The sequence below is a fragment of the Pedococcus sp. P2_E5 genome (assembly GCF_056403895.1).
Genome location: NZ_JBFUEP010000003.1, coordinates 60,194 through 75,772, shown reverse-complemented (window position 1 = coordinate 75,772; position 15,579 = coordinate 60,194). Strand labels below are relative to the sequence as shown.

Genomic DNA, 15,579 nt, shown 5'->3' with positions numbered 1-15,579 from the left:
GTTCTCGTTTTCCTTCTTCTTGTCAGACGTTGAGGGGGGTCGGGCTGACGAAGACCTCGTCGTTCACGACCCGCACGGGGTAGACGTTGATCGGCACGATCGCGGGCGGCCCGGAGGGCTCGCCGGTGCGGATGTCGAACCGGGAGCCGTGCAGCCAGCACTCAAGCGTGCAGCCGTCCAGCTCTCCCTCGGAGAGCGAGACATTGGCGTGGCTGCAGGTGTCGTCCACGGCGTGGATCTCGCCGCTCTCGGTGCGGATGATCGCCATGACCGTGCCGTTGATGTCGGCGGCGGCCGCGCCCCGCTCGGGGAGCTCGTCGACGCGGCAGACCCGCACGAACTCGGCCTCGTCGGGCACGATCTCGGAGACGGCGCTCACGCGACGGCCTCGATCGCCCCGATGCCGGGCACCGCGCCGAGCTCGGCGTCGATGACCTCCATGAGGTGGTCCGAGATCTCGGGAACCCCGATGCGGGCGACGATGCTCGCGAAGAACCCGCGCACCACCAGCCGGCGGGCGACGTCCTCGGGGATGCCGCGCGCCATGAGGTAGAACAGCTGCTCGTCGTCGAAGCGACCGGTCGCCGAGGCGTGTCCGGCGCCGACGATCTCGCCGGTCTCGATCTCGAGGTTCGGGATGGAGTCGGCGCGACCACCCTCGGTGAGCACGASGTTGCGGTTGAGCTCGTAGGTGTCGGTGCCCTCGGCGCTGGCGCGGATGAGGACGTCACCCACCCACACGGTGTGGGCGGTGTCGCCCTGGAGCGCGCCCTTGTACTCGACGTTGGAGTGGCAGTGCGGCGCCTCGTGGTCGACGAAGAGGCGGTGCTCCTGGTGCTGACCGGCGTCGGCGAAGTAGACGCCGAGCCCCTCGAAGGAGCCACCGGGACCCGAGTAGCGGGCGTTCGTCGAGACCCGGACGACCTTGCCGCCGAGGGTCACGGCGATGTGGCGCAACCGGGCGTCGCGACCGATGAGGGCGTCGTTCTGGGTGACGTGGTGGGCGTCGTCGTCCCACTCCTGCACCGTGACGAAGGTGAGGTCCGCGCCGTCACCGACCTTGATCTCGACGTTGGCGCCACACTCGGCCGAACCGCGGTGCGTGAGCACGACGGTGGCCTTGCTGTGGTGCCCCGCGTCGATGACCAGGTGGCCGTTGACGCGGGCGAGGTCGGTCGCCGTCACGGTGATCCGCACCGGCTCGGCGAGCTCGGCCTCGGCGGGGATGCTGACCTGGGTGGCCTGCGCCTCACCGGCCCACGCGACCGCGGCGACGCGGTCGGCGGGCACCAGTACGCCGGCGGACCTCGGGTCCACCAGCGAGGTGGTCACCTCGGCCGGTGCCTGGATGTCGACGCTGACCTTGTCGGCCTGGGTCGGCGCGACGTGGAAGAGCGCGGACAGCCGGTCCACCGGGGTGAACCGCCACGCCTCCTCTCGGCCACCGGGGACGGCGAAGTCGTCCACGGCATACGAGGTCTTGCGCTCGGCCCGCGACTGGTCGGGGACGAATGCGGCGGCGGAGTCCTCGTGGGACCCCGCCGGCGCTTCGGGGTTCTTCTGGGCCAGCAGGCTCAACCTACGGCTCCTTCCATCTGAAGCTCGATCAGGCGGTTGAGCTCGAGGGCGTACTCCATGGGCAGCTCACGCGCGATGGGCTCGACGAACCCGCGCACGATCATGGCCATGGCCTCTTCCTCGGTCATCCCGCGGGACATGAGGTAGAACATCTGGTCCTCGGACACCTTGGAGACGGTCGCCTCGTGACCCATCGTCACGTCGTCCTCGCGGATGTCGACGTAGGGGTAGGTGTCGGAGCGGCTGATCGTGTCGACCAGCAGGGCGTCGCAGACCACGCTCGAGCGAGAGCCGTGGGCGCCCTCGAGGATCTGCACGAGACCCCGGTAGGACGTGCGCCCACCACCTCGGGCCACCGACTTCGAGACGATGGTGCTCGAGGTGTTCGGAGCGGCGTGGACCATCTTGGCGCCGGCGTCCTGGTGCTGGCCCTCGCCCGCGAAGGCGATGGACAGCGTCTCGCCCTTGGCGTGCTCGCCGAGGAGGAAGACGGCCGGGTACTTCATCGTGACCTTGGAGCCGATGTTGCCGTCGATCCACTCCATCGTCGCGCCCTCGGCAGCGGTCGCCCGCTTGGTGACGAGGTTGTAGACGTTGTTGGACCAGTTCTGGATGGTCGTGTAGCGAACGCGGGCGTTCTTCTTCACGATGATCTCGACGACCGCGGAGTGCAGCGAGTCCGACTTGTAGATCGGCGCGGTGCAGCCCTCGACGTAGTGCACGTAGGAGCCCTCGTCGGCGATGATCAGGGTGCGCTCGAACTGGCCCATGTTCTCGGTGTTGATCCGGAAGTAGGCCTGCAGCGGGATGTCGACGTGGACGCCCGGCGGGATGTAGATGAAGGAGCCACCCGACCAGACGGCGGTGTTGAGCGCGGCGAACTTGTTGTCACCGGCGGGGATCACCGACGCGAAGTACTCGCGGAACAGGTCCTCGTGCTCGCGCAGGCCGGTGTCGGTGTCGACGAAGATGACACCCTTCTCCTCCAGGTCCTCACGGATCTGGTGGTAGACGACCTCGGACTCGTACTGGGCCGCGACACCGGAGACGAGGCGCTGCTTCTCGGCCTCCGGGATGCCGAGCCGGTCGTAGGTGTTCTTGATGTCCTCGGGGAGCTCGTCCCACGTGGTGGCCTGCTTCTCGGTGGACTTCACGAAGTACTTGATGTTCTGGAAGTCGATGCCGGTGAGGTCGGAGCCCCAGTTGGGCATCGGCTTCTTGCCGAACAGGCGCAGCGACTTCAGGCGCAGGTCGAGCATCCACTGCGGCTCGTTCTTGCGAGTGGAGATGTCGCGCACGACGTCCTCGTTGAGGCCACGCTTGGCGGTCGCGCCAGCGGAGTCGCTGTCGGACCAGCCGTACTCGTAGCGGCCCAGGTCCTTCAGACCGGGGTTGCGCTCCTCGATGTTGGTGCTCATCGCGTGGACCCTTCTGTGGTGGTGACAGGGGTGGTGACAGTTGTGGTGTGGTCGGGCATGGCGGGCTCAGTGGGGGCGTTGCTCGTCGCGACGTTGCTGGTGGGGATGGCAGTGCTGGTCGGAACAAAGGTGGTGCACACGTGGTCTCCGTGGGCGAGGGTCGCCAGGCGCTGCACGTGCACGCCGAGCAGGCGCGAGAACGCATCTGTCTCAGCGTCGCAGAACTGGGGAAATTCCCGCGCCGCGTGCTGGACGGGGCAGTGCCCCTGACAGAGCTGTATGCCGGTGAACGGGCTCGCGGAGCCCGGCTCACCCACGGGGCGGGCCGAGGCGGCGAAGCCGTCACGCGTGAGGGCGCCGACGAGGGCGTCCACGCGAGCGGCGGTGCCGGGGCCGGCGGCAGCCAGCTCGGCGGCATACCGGCCCTCGAGCTCGGCGACGCGGGACTCGGCGAACCGGCGCACCGCGCCCTCGCCGGACTCCTGCGAGATGAACCGCAGCGCCTCGGTGGCGAGGTGGTCGTAGTCGGACTCGAGGCCCTGGTGACCGGCGTCGCTCAGCACGAACGAGCGTGCGGGACGGCCGCGACCGCGGACACCGGGGGCCACCTCGTGCGCGGCGATGAGGCCGGCATCCTCGAGGTTCTCGAGGTGACGACGGACGGCGGGGGCGGTGAGCCCGAGGTCGAGGGCGAGCGTCGCGGCGGTGATGGGCCCGCGTTCGCTGATCACCTGGAGGATCCGGTCGCGCGTGCGTGACTCCAGGGCGGCAGGGGCCACCTGGGTCGTCGCGACGGGAACCGGGATATTCACAACGCCGATGTTACGTAAATACCCCGCGCCATGGAAAGCAAGGTGAACCTAACCTCGCCGCCCTCGACTTCTGGCCACCTGTGGCGGGCGCAGCCGCCCCGAACGCCACGGCGTGCCGCACGGGTGGCCAGGAGTGCGGTGGTTGCGACGGTCAGCCCAGCAGGCCGCGCTCGCGCGCGACGGCCACGGCCTCGCCTCGCCCGGTCACCCCGAGCTTGGCGATGATGTTGGACACGTGCACGCTGGCCGTCTTGGCGCTGATGAACAGCTGGGTGCCGATCTGCCGGTTGCTGCGGCCGAGGGCCACCAGCGCGAGGATCTCGGCCTCGCGGGTGGTGAGCGCCTCGCCCTGCCGGGAGGCCGCCTTCGGGGCGGACCGAACTCCCCCGCCGAGCCGGATCTCGGCCCTCAGCGGCTCGGCCCCGAGCCGCTGGGCCACCTCGAGCGCGGCCTTGAGCTCGTCCGAGCCGCGGGGGTCACCGGTCGACTTGAGGACGGTGCCCAGGCGCGCCCGTGACCGCGCCGCCTCGTAGGGGTGTCCGTAGGTGTCGAAGGCGTCGACCGCGCCCTGCCAGGCCTCCACGAGTGGCACGGGGTCGACGTCCGCGCCGCCGAGCCACTCCAGCCTCAGTGCCTCGGCCCGGGCGCGGGCCCGCCAGGCGGTGGACTCCGGGCCGTCGTTGCCGGGGCGCGACGTCGCCTGGTCCCAGACCTGCGAGGCGGACTCGGCGAGCGCGGCGCCCCGCGACACCAGGGCGGCCCGATCAGAGGTCGGCACCCGCTGGATGTGGCTGCCCAGCTGGCCGAGCAACAAGGCGTCCAGCCGCAGCTGGCCCTGGAACAGGGGGTACCAGACGCGGGTCAGCACCTCGACCACCTCGTCGTGCACCCTGATTGCCGACGCGAGGTCGTCGGCGTGACCGTAGAGGTCGATGGCGGCACTGCCCGCCAGCAGCGGGACGAGCCCCTCCTGCTCCCACCACGCCCGGGACACCTCGAATCCCGCCACCGCAGCGAAGTCACCCTTGGCCGCCGCGACGTACATGCGTGCGCCCATGAGCATGGACCGGGCAGGCTCGGGCGGGACCTCGCTCGAGACGTCGAGGATGTCGAGGGCCTCCGCCCACCGTCCCCGCTCGTAGGCAGCTATCCCCGCCAGCAACCGCCCGTCGAAGGCGTAGGGGGCCCACGGCCGACCAGCGCCGCGGGCGCGCTCGACCCCACGCCGGTAGACGTCGACGGCCTCGTCGAGCCGTCCCGCACGGTGGTGCAGCCAGCCGAGGTGGTGATAGGCCCGGACCTCGGCCGGGTCGCCGGGGGTCCGGGAGGTCGCGATGATCCGCTCGAGGGTCGCCCGTGAGGTCTCGGGGTCGCCGGCCCGCTCGAGGATGCGCGCCTCCACCACCCGCACCTCGTCGGCCACGTCGTGCAGCCCGGACGCCTCGGCGGCAGCGACCGCCTCGTCGACGGCGGCGATCGCCTCGCCGTCGCGGCCACGGTCGGCGAGGGCCTGCACCTTGGCCGCGAGCAGCCGGGCCCGAATCTGGGGGTGGTCCTCGTCGACGCCGTCGAGCAGGCCGAGGCCCTCCTTGGTCGCCGCCAGCGTGTCGAGCGTGCTCTCGGTGATCCGCGCCGTCGTCGCCAGGGCGGCCAACAGCTCGGCACGCCCGGCCGGGTCGGCGCGTGGGCCCCGGCGGGCAAGTCGCTCCTCGAGCAGTTCGAGCGCCTTGAGGACGCGCCCGACCGCCGTGGCGGCCGCGGCCGCTCGCAAGGTGAGCGCGTCACAGTCGGGGTCGTTCTCGGGCATCAGGGCCAGGGCGTTCTTGAAGTGCCGGAAGGCCTCCTCCGGCCCGGCCATGCGCAGGGCTGAGTCCCCCGCCTGCACACTGGCCTCGCGCGCCTGCTCGCGCTGGCCCGCAGCGCTGGCATGCCGCGCCAGCTCCGCCCACGTCCCGAGCGAGCGGTCCTGCGCCAGCGCCGCGGCATACCTCTCGTGGGCGCGCACCCGCTCGCCGGGCAACAGGTCGTCGTAGACCGTCTCGCCGAGCAGTGCGTGGCGGAAGGCGTAACCCCCGCTGTCCGTGGGGACCAGCACGTGGTGCTCGACCGCGTCACGCAGACCCGCGTCCAGCTCGGCCTCGCCGAGACCCGCAACCGCCGCGAGCAGCCGGTGCGACACGTGCCGGCCGGCCGCCGAGGCCACCCGGACCACGTGCTGACCGGCCGTGCCGAGCTGGTCGAAGCGCACCAGCAGCAGACGGGACAGGTCCTCGGCCAGTCCGGACCCTCCGAGCGCCGTCGCGGCCACCAGCTCCTCGGCGAAGAACGCATTGCCCTCGGCCCGCTCGACCACCTGGCGCACCTGGTCCTCGGGGAGCGGTTGGGTCTGCAGCCCGCGGACCAGCTCGCGGACGGCGTCGTCGGCGAGGGGGGCCAGGTCGAGCCGCTCGACCTCGGCCAGCCGGGACCAGTGAGCGAGGGTGGTCCGCAGCGGGTGGCGCCGGTGCAGGTCGTCGCTGCGGTAGGACGCCACGATGCTCACCCGCCGAGCGAACCCTCGCGTGAACAACAAGGTCAACAGGTCGCGCGAGGACTGGTCGGCCCAGTGGACGTCCTCGACCACGAGGAGGATCGGCGCGTCGGAGGCCAGGTCGTCGAGCGCCGCGTGGACCGCCTCGACGAGGTCGCCCCGGTCGATCGCCGCGTCCGCGGGGTCGTCGGGGTTGGGCTCGGTGCGGCGGGACGGGACCAACCGGGAGAGCCCGGGGTGAGCCGACAGGACGCGGTCGAGAAGCTCTGGCGACGTGCTCTCGAGTCGTCCGAGGACCTCGATGAACGGCAGGTAGGGCAGGGACTGGCCGGCCTCACCCAGACAGTGCCCGACCAGGACCGTCCAGTCCTGGGCCCTGGCACGCGCCGCGACCTCGGCGAGGATGCGGGTCTTGCCGATCCCGGCGTCGCCGGACAGCAGCACGAGGCCGGTGCCACTCGGCCCGTCGATGCCCAGGAGGGCGGCGAGCCTGGTCGCCTCGTCGTCACGTCCGACGAACAACCCGGCTGCCGAACGCTCGAAACCCACGACACCGATTATGTCGGAGGGGTCCGACAGGGTGTCGTGGGTTTCGAGGTTGCGGGGCGTCGCTGCCTGGCTGTCGCCGCGGTGGGCGCGGACGTCGAGCGTGGTCGCCATGGGGGCGGCCGCGCTCAGGCGACGCGAGCCGAGCCGGTGCGGGCGGCGCCCTGACCGTGGCGGTGCGAGTGGACGACCCGGCCGATGGCGGTGCGGATGGCGTGGCCGTGGTGCCGTGCGGGGACGCCGGTGGCCGGTCCGGTCGACAGCCTCTCGGTGCGCCAGGCCACCTCGGCGGCGACGAACAGCGGGTCTGCGTTGATGCTCATGGTGTGCTCCTTCTGGTGGTGGTGTTCTCAACCTGCCCGTCTGAGGCGGGCGGCCACATGGGGCGAGTGCCCTATCTGTGGCCCTACGGCCCTCAGGGGGCCTCAGACCGGCCTCAGACCGGCCGCGGAGTGCGGCGAACCGTCTGTCCCAGCGGCCGGGGCAGGTGCCAGTCGCGGTGCCGGCGCGGGCGCCGCGGCTGGCGTCGGGCCAGGTTCGCGCCGGACAGGCTCTCCTGCTTCCACTGCTGCTCGGCGAGGACGATGTACGGGTGGGCGGTGAGACTCATGGCCGTTCTCCTTGGTGCCTTGGTGTTCCTCTGGGTCGATGCCTCCACGGTTCGCCTCTGAGGCCCCCTTCCACATGGGGAAGTCGCCCATCCCTGCACGACCAGGGCCGGTTCTGAGGTGCCCGGCCCGCCTCAGGGGGTGCTGCGTCCCGGACCTAGACTCAGGGCGTGCCACCCGCTGTCCTCGTCTCCGGTCTCGCCAAGCGCTACGGCAGCGTGGTCGCCCTCGACGGCGCTTCCTGGCAGGCCGAGCTGGGGGCAGTGACGGCAGTGCTCGGCCCCAACGGCGCAGGCAAGACCACGATGGTCGAGTGCTGTGAGGGGCTGCGTCGCCCCGACGGGGGCCAGGTCCGCGTGCTGGGCACCGACCCGTGGAACGCCGGCCCGGCCCACCGCGCACGAGTCGGCGTGATGCTCCAGGACGGCGGGCTGCCCGCGTCCGCCCGTCCCCTGCGCCTGCTGCGCCACCTCTCGTCGATGTATGCCGCGCCCGCACCTCTCGATCCCCTCGTCCAGCGCCTCGGGATCGACGAGTTCTCCGGCACCTCCGTGCGCCGCCTGTCGGGCGGTCAGCGCCAACGCGTGGCACTGGCCGCAGCCCTCGTCGGTCGTCCCGACGTCGCCTTCCTCGACGAGCCGAGTGCCGGCCTGGACCCCCACGCGCGCCTCGACGTCTGGGAGCTCGTGCGCTCCCTGGCCGACGAGGGCGCGGCGGTGGTGCTCACCACCCACTCGTTCGAGGAGGCGGAGCGGCTGGCCGACCACATCGTCGTCGTCGCTGCGGGTGCCGTGGTCGCCCAGGGGTCGCTCGATGCCGTGACCGGTGGGGACCGGCTCGAGGACCGCTACTTCGCCCTGACCCGGAGGTCCGTCGCATGACCGCGGTCTCCGCCCCCGCCTCGCCTGCTGCCCGGGTGCTGGCCCAGGCCCGGTTCGAGGCGGTGACCCTCCTGCGCAACGGCGAACAGCTGCTCGTCGCCGTGCTGCTCCCGGCCGCCGTCCTCGTCGCCCTGGTCCACGCGGAGTCCCTCTCGCTCGGCGACGGTCGCAGGGTCGACCTCGCCGTCCCGGGTGTCCTCGCGCTGTGCGTGATCTCGTCGGCCTTCACCGGTCAGGCCATCTCGACCGGCTTCGACCGTCGCTACGGCGTGCTGCGACTGCTTGGCGTCACACCGCTCGGACGCACGGGGCTCGTCCTGGCCAAGGCAGTCGCCGTGCTCTGCGTCATCGCGGTCCAGGTCGTCGTCATCGGAGGGCTCGGGCTGGCGCTCGGCTGGGAGCCGACGCTGCGCGGCATACCTGCGGCGGTGCTCTCCCTCGTGCTGGGCACGTGGGCCTTCGTGGCACTGGCCCTGCTGCTGGGCGGCACGCTGCGTGCCGAAGGCGTGCTGGCCATCGCCAACCTGCTGTGGGTAGCCCTGCTCGCCCTCGGCGGCGTGGTCATCGCCGGCACCGAGCTCCCGGACCGGTTCGCCGGCGCCGTTGCCCTGCTGCCCTCGGCCGCCCTCGGCGACAGCCTGCGCGCCGCGCTGGTCGAGGGGCGGATGCTGCCCGGCGGCTGGCTCGTCATGACGCTCTGGGCGCTCGTGGCGACGGGGCTGGCGCGCCGGTTCTTCCGCTGGAGCGACTGACTGGTGGCGCCGGCCCTGGTCCAGCACACCACCGTCACCAGGGCCAGCAGACCCACGAGCCACCACGGTCGTGCGGTCGCCACCGCCACCACCAGGAGCGTCGCGTACCCCGCCGCGACCCCCGCCCGCCACGTGTTGGTCTCCATGGGTCCAGTGAGCCACCGGGGCCAGCCCGCGCACCATGAGGGGACTCCCCCAACCGCGTCAGGGTCCACCCTGAGCCGTACCCTCGTGGCGTGACCGCAGCACCAGCCTCGACCTCCGCCACCGCCGCGCCGGTGGCCTCCGCCGGTGCGGTGTGGCTGCCCAGGATCCTGCTCGCCAACCTGGTGGTCGAGGTCCTCATCGTCGTCACCGGCGGACTGGTCCGGCTGACGGGCAGTGGGCTCGGCTGCCCGACCTGGCCGCAGTGCGTGCCCGGGTCGTACACCCCGGTCCCCCACCAGGCCGAGGGCTGGCACCGCTACATCGAGTTCGGCAACCGCACCCTGACCAGCGTGGTGAGCATCGCCGCGATCGCGACGGTGTATGCCGTGTGGCGCTGGGCAGCGCGGCGTCGCGACCTGCTCGTCCCGGCCTTCGTCGTCCTGGCGGGTGTGGGCGTGCAGGCGGTCCTCGGCGGGATCACGGTCCGGACGGGGCTGAACCCCTTCACCGTCTCCGCCCACTTCCTGGTGTCGATGGGCCTGGTGGCCGCCGCGGCATACCTGCTGTTCCGCGCCCAGGAGCGCGCCGGCGCACGTGCCCTCACGGTCCACCCGCTCGTCGAGCGGCTCGGGTGGGTCACCTGCGCGGCTGCCGGGGTGGTGCTGGTCCTCGGCACCGTGGTGACCGGCTCCGGGCCCCACTCCGGCGACGCCGACGAGCCGGCTCGGTTCGGGTTCGACCCGCGGACCATCTCGTGGCTGCACGCCGACGCCGTGATGCTCTTCGTGGGACTGGTCGTCGCCGTCTGGGTCGCCGCCCGACTGACATCCGACTCCCCCGCGCCGGGGCGGGCCTGGGCGGTGGTCTTCGCTGTGACGATGGCTCAGGGGCTCGTGGGCTACACCCAGTACTTCACCGGACTGCCGTGGGTCGTGGTGCTCGTGCACATGCTCCTGGCCACGCTGCTCGTGGTCGCGCTCACCCGGGCCATGGTCCGGGTCCGGTCACACTGATCGCCTTTCCCAGCACGTCGTCAGGGAGCACCCTGCGCCAGCCTCTCCACCGTGGGCCACACCCCGTGGGTTGCGACTCCCAGCGCAGTTCCACAAGATCTCTTGTGCAATTACCATTGCACAAGTAGTCTTGTGCGTATGCCAGCCACACCCCGCTCCGGAGTACGCACCGTCACGGAGGCCAAGGCCCTCTCCGCGATGGCCAACCCGTTCCGCTCCCGGATGATGGACGCCCTCAAGGTCGACGGTCCGTCGACCGCGTCCGCGCTGGCCGCCCGCACCGGGCAGGCCGTCGGCAGCGCCAGCCACCACCTCAAGGTCCTGCACGAGGGCGGCCTGGTGGAGGAGGCGCCGGAGCTCGCCAAGGACCGCCGCGAACGCTGGTGGCGGCTGGTCGACCCCGGCACCCGCTGGTCGCGGGCAGACTTCGCCGACGACACCGCCGCCGTGACCGCCGCCTACGCCGCCGAGGCGCTGGCGTTGCAGCGACAGTTCGAGCGCACCCGCGACTGGAACGCCAACGCCGCCTCCGCCCCCGAGTGGGACGCCGCCTCCTTCGCGACGCAGAACTGGATGCACCTGTCCCCCGACGAGCTGCAGCAGGTCGCCGACGAGGTGGTCGACGTGCTCATGCGCTGGTCCGGGCGCCAGGTGCCCGATGACGGCGTCGATCGCGAGCCGGTGTTCGTCTTCGCGCGAGGGTTCCCGGCCCAGCCATGACCACCCCGACCCCACCGGTTGCCCCGCCTCCCCCACTGGCCCGCAACCGGAACTTCGGCCTGCTCTGGTTCGGCGAGGGCGTCAGTGTCCTCGGCAACGCCACCACCTCGGTCCTGCTGCCCCTGCTCGCAGTCGTCGGCTTCGACGCGGGCCCTGGCTGGATGGGGGTGCTCACGGCGGCGGCGTGGGTGCCGTGGCTGGTCATCGGCCTCCCTGCCGGGGCCTGGGTCGACCGGCTTCCGGCCCGGCGCGTCATGGTGGCCAGCGACCTCGCGGCCGCGGCCACGCTGGCGAGCGTCCCCCTCGCCTGGGTGTTCGACGTCCTCACGTTGCCGCACCTGGCCGCGGCGGCGTTCTGCAACGGGGTGTGCACCGTCTTCTTCCGCGCGGCCTACCCGGGGCTGGTGCGCCAGGTGGCCCCGCGCGAGCAGCAGGAGTCCGCTTTCGCCCGCCTCTTCGGCACCGAGTCCGCCATGCAGGTCGCGGGGCCCGGCGTCGGTGGCCTGGTGGCCCAGGTGGCCTCGGCCGCAGGGGGTCTGCTGGTGGACGCCCTGAGCTTCGTCGTCTCCGCCGTCTGCCTCTGGCGCCTGCGGCTGCCGGCTCCCGATCCGTCGAGTCCCGACGACCCGACGGTGGCACCGCTGGGCCGACGCATCCGCGAGGGCGTCGACTACCTACGACGCGACCGCCTCCTGCGCTTCTTCACCGTCGTGGGTGGGGTGAGCAACTTCGGGCTCACCGGCTACGGCGCACTGCTCGTGCTGTTCCTCGTGCGCGACGTGCACCTCTCCTCAGGCGCGGTCGGACTCGTGCTGGCGGTCGGGTCGGTCGGTGGTGCCATCGGCGCCACCATCGCCACCTGGGTGTCGCGGCGGCTGGGGTCCGCCCGGGCCCTCCTTGCCCTCCAGGTCGTGGCGGGGCCACCCGCCTTGTTGGTGCCGCTCGGCGCGCCGGGCGCGGGCCTGGTCGCCATGGTCACCGGGATGCTGCTGGTCGGTGTCGGCGTGGTCGCCGGCAACGTCGTCCGTGGCGCCTGGCGCAACCGCTACGTCCCCGAGCACCTGGTCGCCCGACAGGTCACCACGGCCCAGGTCGTCAACCTCGGCACGATGCCGCTGGCCGGGATCGCCGCCGGCGTCATGGGCACGCAGCTCGGCCTGCGACCGACGATCGCCGTGATGGCGGCCATCCACGTGCTGGCCTGCCTGTCGATGTGGTGGAGTCCCCTGCGCGGGCTGCGCCACATGCCCGGGCCGGTGGACGAGGACACCGACTCCGGCGTCGGCGTCGGCGTCGGCGTCAGCGCGAGATGATCGGCAGGTAGAGCAGCGGGTCGACAGCCACACCCAGGAACAGGATGCCCACGTAGGTGATCGAGAAGTGGAACAAGCGCATCGGCTTGAGCGCCTGGGGGTCCGCGCCGGTCTTGGCCACCCGCAGCAGACGGTGTGCCTCGAGCAGGAACAGCACCCCCGTGACCAGTGCCGTGCCGAGGTAGATCCAGCCCATCGGGTTGACCCACACCAGCGCGAGCGAGACGGCGACCATCGCCCAGGAGTAGGCCACGATCTGGCGGGCCACGACGACGAACTTCTCGACGACCGGCAGCATCGGCACGTGGGCCGCGGCGTAGTCGTCCTTGAACTTCATCGACAGCGGCCAGTAGTGCGGAGGCGTCCAGAAGAAGATGACGAGGAACAGCATCACGGCCGACCACGACACCGAGTTCGCCACTGCCGACCAGCCGATGAGGACGGGCATGCAGCCGGCCGCGCCACCCCAGACGATGTTCTGCGCGGTGCGGCGCTTGAGGATCATCGTGTAGCCCACGGCATACATGACGATGGCGCCGAGCGAGAGGGCCGCTGACAGCCAGTTGACGACCAGGGCGAACCACACGGTCGAGACGACGGTGAGGACCACCCCGAAGACCAGACCCTCACGCGGGCTGATCTCACCGGTCACCATCGGACGGTTGCTGGTGCGGTGCATCTCCGCGTCGATGTCACGGTCGTAGACACAGTTGAACGTGTTGGCCGCGCCCGCGCTGAGCGCCCCACCGACGAGCGTGGCCACGATGAGCCAGAGCGACGGAATTCCCTTGTGCGCCAAGAACATCACCGGCACCGTCGTCACGAGCAGCAGCTCGATGATGCGCGGCTTGGTGAGTGCGAGGTAGGCCGCTGCCTTGCGTCTGCGCCCCGGGGCCGAAGACGCGGAGATCCGGGCTGACGGATCGAGTGCGGTCACGGCGTCCTTCGTGGATGGTGCAGGGGGCGGCTGGCCGGGCCAGTCTATCCCCGGCCGGGCGGTGTCCTGTGGACGGGACTGGATGCGACGGGAATCACCTCCGGGACTAGTCTCGGATCGTCGTCGTGCGCCGCCTGTGCAGCTCAGTGTGAGGAGAACCATTCGTGCCTACCACCACTCGTTCCGCCAAGTCCCAGCCCGCCCGGAAACGGAGCAGCTCGCTGCGTCCGCCCGTGGCGCGCAAGGCCGGCTGGACCGACCTGGACGTCCGTGCCGTCGACACCGTCAGGGTTCTCGCCGCGGACGCCGTCCAGAAGGTCGGCAACGGCCACCCGGGCACCGCGATGAGCCTCGCCCCAGCGGCATACCTGCTCTACCAGAACGTCATGCGTCACGACCCGTCCGACCCCCACTGGCTCGGCCGCGACCGGTTCGTCCTGTCGTGCGGCCACTCCAGCCTCACCCAGTACATCCAGCTCTACCTGTCCGGCTACGGCCTCGAGCTGACCGACCTGAAGGCGCTGCGCACCTGGGGTTCGCAGACACCCGGCCACCCGGAGGTGCACCACACCAAGGGTGTCGAGATCACCACGGGCCCCCTGGGTTCCGGCCTCGCCTCGGCCGTGGGCATGGCGATGGCGCAGCGGCGCCAGCGTGGGCTGTTCGACCCTGACGCCAAGCCGGGCACCAGCCCGTTCGACCACCACATCTGGGTGATGGCCTCCGACGGCGACATCATGGAGGGCGTCAGCCACGAGGCCTCCGCCCTTGYCGGCCACCAGGAGCTCGGCAACCTCACGGTCATCTACGACCAGAACACGATCTCCATCGAGGACAAGACCGAGATCTCCTTCTCCGAGGACGTGGGCAAGCGCTACGAGGCCTACGGCTGGAACGTCGTCACCATCGACTGGCGCGGCGACGGCACCGGCGGCGGGTACGTCGAGAACGTCGACCAGCTGCTTGCCACCCTGGAGAAGAGCCGCACGTCCAGGAAGCCCACCTTCGTGGTGCTCCGCACGATCATCGCCTGGCCCGCACCGACCAAGCAGGACACCGGCAAGTCCCACGGCTCGGCCCTCGGCGACCCGGAGATCGCGGCCACCAAGGAGCTCCTCGGCTTCGACCCGACCAAGACCTTCGAGGTCCCCCGCCCGCTGATCTCGCACACCCGCAAGGTCGGGGCGCGCGGCAAGGCAGCCCACAAGGCGTGGGACAAGGGGTATGCCGCGTGGCGCAAGGCCGAGCCGGAGCGTGCGGCCCTCCTCGACCGGCTCGTCGCCGGCGACCTGCCCGACGGGTTCGAGAAGGCCGTGCCGACCTTTGCGGCGGACCCCAAGGGCATCGCGACGCGAGCGGCCTCGGGCAAGGTTCTCGGCGCACTGGCCGACGCCGTCCCCGAGCTGTGGGGTGGGTCGGCGGACCTCGCCGAGTCCAACAACACCACCATGGACGGCCAGCCCTCCTTCATCCCCAAGTCGAAGCAGACCCGTGAATGGTCCGGCGGTCCGTACGGACGCACGCTGCACTTCGGCATCCGCGAGTTCGGGATGGGGCTGATCCTGAACGGCATTGCCCTCGAAGGCCTGACCCGCCCCTACGGCGGCACCTTCCTCGTCTTCTCCGACTACATGCGCCCGGCCGTGCGGCTCGCAGCGATCCAGCAGGCGCCGGTGACCTTCGTCTGGACGCACGACTCCATCGGTCTCGGCGAGGACGGCCCGACGCACCAGCCGATCGAGCACCTCGCGGCACTGCGTGCCATCCCGTCCTTCGACGTCGTGCGGCCGGCGGACGCCAACGAGACGGCCGCCGCCTGGGTCGCCGTGCTCAAGAACAAGCGGCCGGCCGGGTTGGCACTCAGCCGCCAGAACCTGCCGATCGTCGACCGCACGGTGGCCGGCAAGGTCAGCGGCGTCGCCAAGGGCGCCTACATCCTGTTCGAGTCGAGCAAGGCCACACCGGACGTCATCCTCGTGGCGACAGGCTCCGAGGTGCAGCTGGCTGTGGCCGCTCGCGAGACGCTGGAGCAGTCCGGTGTCGCCACACGGGTCGTCTCGATGCCGTGCCGCGAGTGGTTCGACGAGCAGACCCCCGCCTACCGCGAGAAGGTCCTGCCCGCTGCGGTCAAGGCCCGCGTCTCCGTCGAGGCAGGCGTTCCGCAGGGCTGGCGCGACATCGTCGGCGACGCCGGCGAGATCATCGGGATCGACCACTTCGGCGCGTCCGCAGATGCGGCGACCCTCTTCCGCGAGTTCGGTTTCACTCCTGCCGCCGTCGTGGCGGCGGCCAAGAAGTCCCTCAAGACTGTCAAGGGAAAGTGA

The 15,579-nt window shown here is 71.3% G+C and carries 14 protein-coding genes; 6 read left to right on the top strand and 8 right to left on the bottom strand.

Going from position 1 to position 15,579, the window contains the following annotated elements; all coding sequences use genetic code 11:
* Positions 1-22 precede the first annotated feature (22 nt).
* From AC1DVZ_RS01715 to AC1DVZ_RS01685, 7 genes are all read right to left on the bottom strand, one after another.
* Positions 23-379, bottom strand: a complete 357-nt coding sequence (locus tag AC1DVZ_RS01715; RefSeq protein WP_477616453.1) for a non-heme iron oxygenase ferredoxin subunit — start codon at positions 377-379, stop codon at positions 23-25.
* Entirely contained in the window at positions 376-1,578 is a 1,203-nt protein-coding gene (gene sufD, locus AC1DVZ_RS01710) for a Fe-S cluster assembly protein SufD (protein WP_477616452.1), read from the bottom strand. The genes AC1DVZ_RS01715 and sufD overlap by 4 nt, the downstream gene beginning before the upstream one ends.
* On the bottom strand, positions 1,575-2,996 hold the full coding sequence (gene sufB / locus AC1DVZ_RS01705; protein WP_477616451.1) for a Fe-S cluster assembly protein SufB: 1,422 nt from the start codon (positions 2,994-2,996) through the stop codon (positions 1,575-1,577). The genes sufD and sufB overlap by 4 nt, the downstream gene beginning before the upstream one ends.
* A complete protein-coding gene (locus AC1DVZ_RS01700; RefSeq protein WP_477616450.1) occupies positions 2,993-3,808 on the bottom strand; it encodes a helix-turn-helix transcriptional regulator in 816 nt (271 codons plus the stop codon). The genes sufB and AC1DVZ_RS01700 overlap by 4 nt, the downstream gene beginning before the upstream one ends.
* A 151-nt stretch (positions 3,809-3,959) precedes the next feature.
* Complete coding sequence (locus AC1DVZ_RS01695; RefSeq protein ID WP_477616449.1) at positions 3,960-6,998, bottom strand: helix-turn-helix transcriptional regulator; 3,039 nt, start codon at positions 6,996-6,998, stop codon at positions 3,960-3,962.
* Between the two features lie 14 nt (positions 6,999-7,012).
* Positions 7,013-7,207, bottom strand: coding sequence for a hypothetical protein (locus AC1DVZ_RS01690; protein ID WP_477616448.1), 195 nt, complete (start codon positions 7,205-7,207; stop codon positions 7,013-7,015).
* A 113-nt stretch (positions 7,208-7,320) separates the two neighbouring features.
* Positions 7,321-7,494 (bottom strand): hypothetical protein, encoded by a 174-nt coding sequence (locus AC1DVZ_RS01685; RefSeq protein ID WP_477616447.1) that lies wholly within the window; start codon positions 7,492-7,494, stop codon positions 7,321-7,323.
* 168 nt (positions 7,495-7,662) lie between these two features.
* On the opposite strand from AC1DVZ_RS01685, the gene AC1DVZ_RS01680 reads away from it, so the two are divergent.
* The 5 genes from AC1DVZ_RS01680 (at position 7,663) to AC1DVZ_RS01660 (ending at position 12,318) form a co-directional block, all read left to right on the top strand.
* Entirely contained in the window at positions 7,663-8,373 is a 711-nt protein-coding gene (locus tag AC1DVZ_RS01680; RefSeq protein WP_477616446.1) for an ABC transporter ATP-binding protein, read from the top strand.
* The gene (locus AC1DVZ_RS01675) at positions 8,370-9,125 is read left to right on the top strand and encodes an ABC transporter permease (protein WP_477616445.1); all 756 of its coding nucleotides are present in this window, start codon (positions 8,370-8,372) and stop codon (positions 9,123-9,125) included. Before AC1DVZ_RS01680 ends, AC1DVZ_RS01675 begins: the two co-directional genes overlap by 4 nt.
* 236 nt (positions 9,126-9,361) lie before the next feature.
* Positions 9,362-10,285 (top strand): COX15/CtaA family protein, encoded by a 924-nt coding sequence (locus AC1DVZ_RS01670; protein WP_477616444.1) that lies wholly within the window; start codon positions 9,362-9,364, stop codon positions 10,283-10,285.
* Between the two features lie 138 nt (positions 10,286-10,423).
* Complete coding sequence (locus tag AC1DVZ_RS01665; RefSeq protein ID WP_477616443.1) at positions 10,424-11,005, top strand: ArsR/SmtB family transcription factor; 582 nt, start codon at positions 10,424-10,426, stop codon at positions 11,003-11,005.
* On the top strand, positions 11,002-12,318 hold the full coding sequence (locus tag AC1DVZ_RS01660; protein WP_477616442.1) for an MFS transporter: 1,317 nt from the start codon (positions 11,002-11,004) through the stop codon (positions 12,316-12,318). The genes AC1DVZ_RS01665 and AC1DVZ_RS01660 overlap by 4 nt, the downstream gene beginning before the upstream one ends.
* On the opposite strand, the gene AC1DVZ_RS01655 is transcribed toward AC1DVZ_RS01660, so the two are convergent.
* Entirely contained in the window at positions 12,305-13,255 is a 951-nt protein-coding gene (locus tag AC1DVZ_RS01655) for a heme o synthase (protein ID WP_477616441.1), read from the bottom strand. The two genes, AC1DVZ_RS01660 and AC1DVZ_RS01655, sit on opposite strands and share 14 nt — an antisense overlap.
* A 164-nt stretch (positions 13,256-13,419) precedes the next feature.
* Here AC1DVZ_RS01655 and tkt point away from each other — a divergent pair, with 164 nt between their 5' ends.
* Positions 13,420-15,579: a transketolase gene (gene tkt, locus AC1DVZ_RS01650; RefSeq protein WP_477616440.1), complete on the top strand. Its 2,160-nt coding sequence runs from the start codon at positions 13,420-13,422 to the stop codon at positions 15,577-15,579.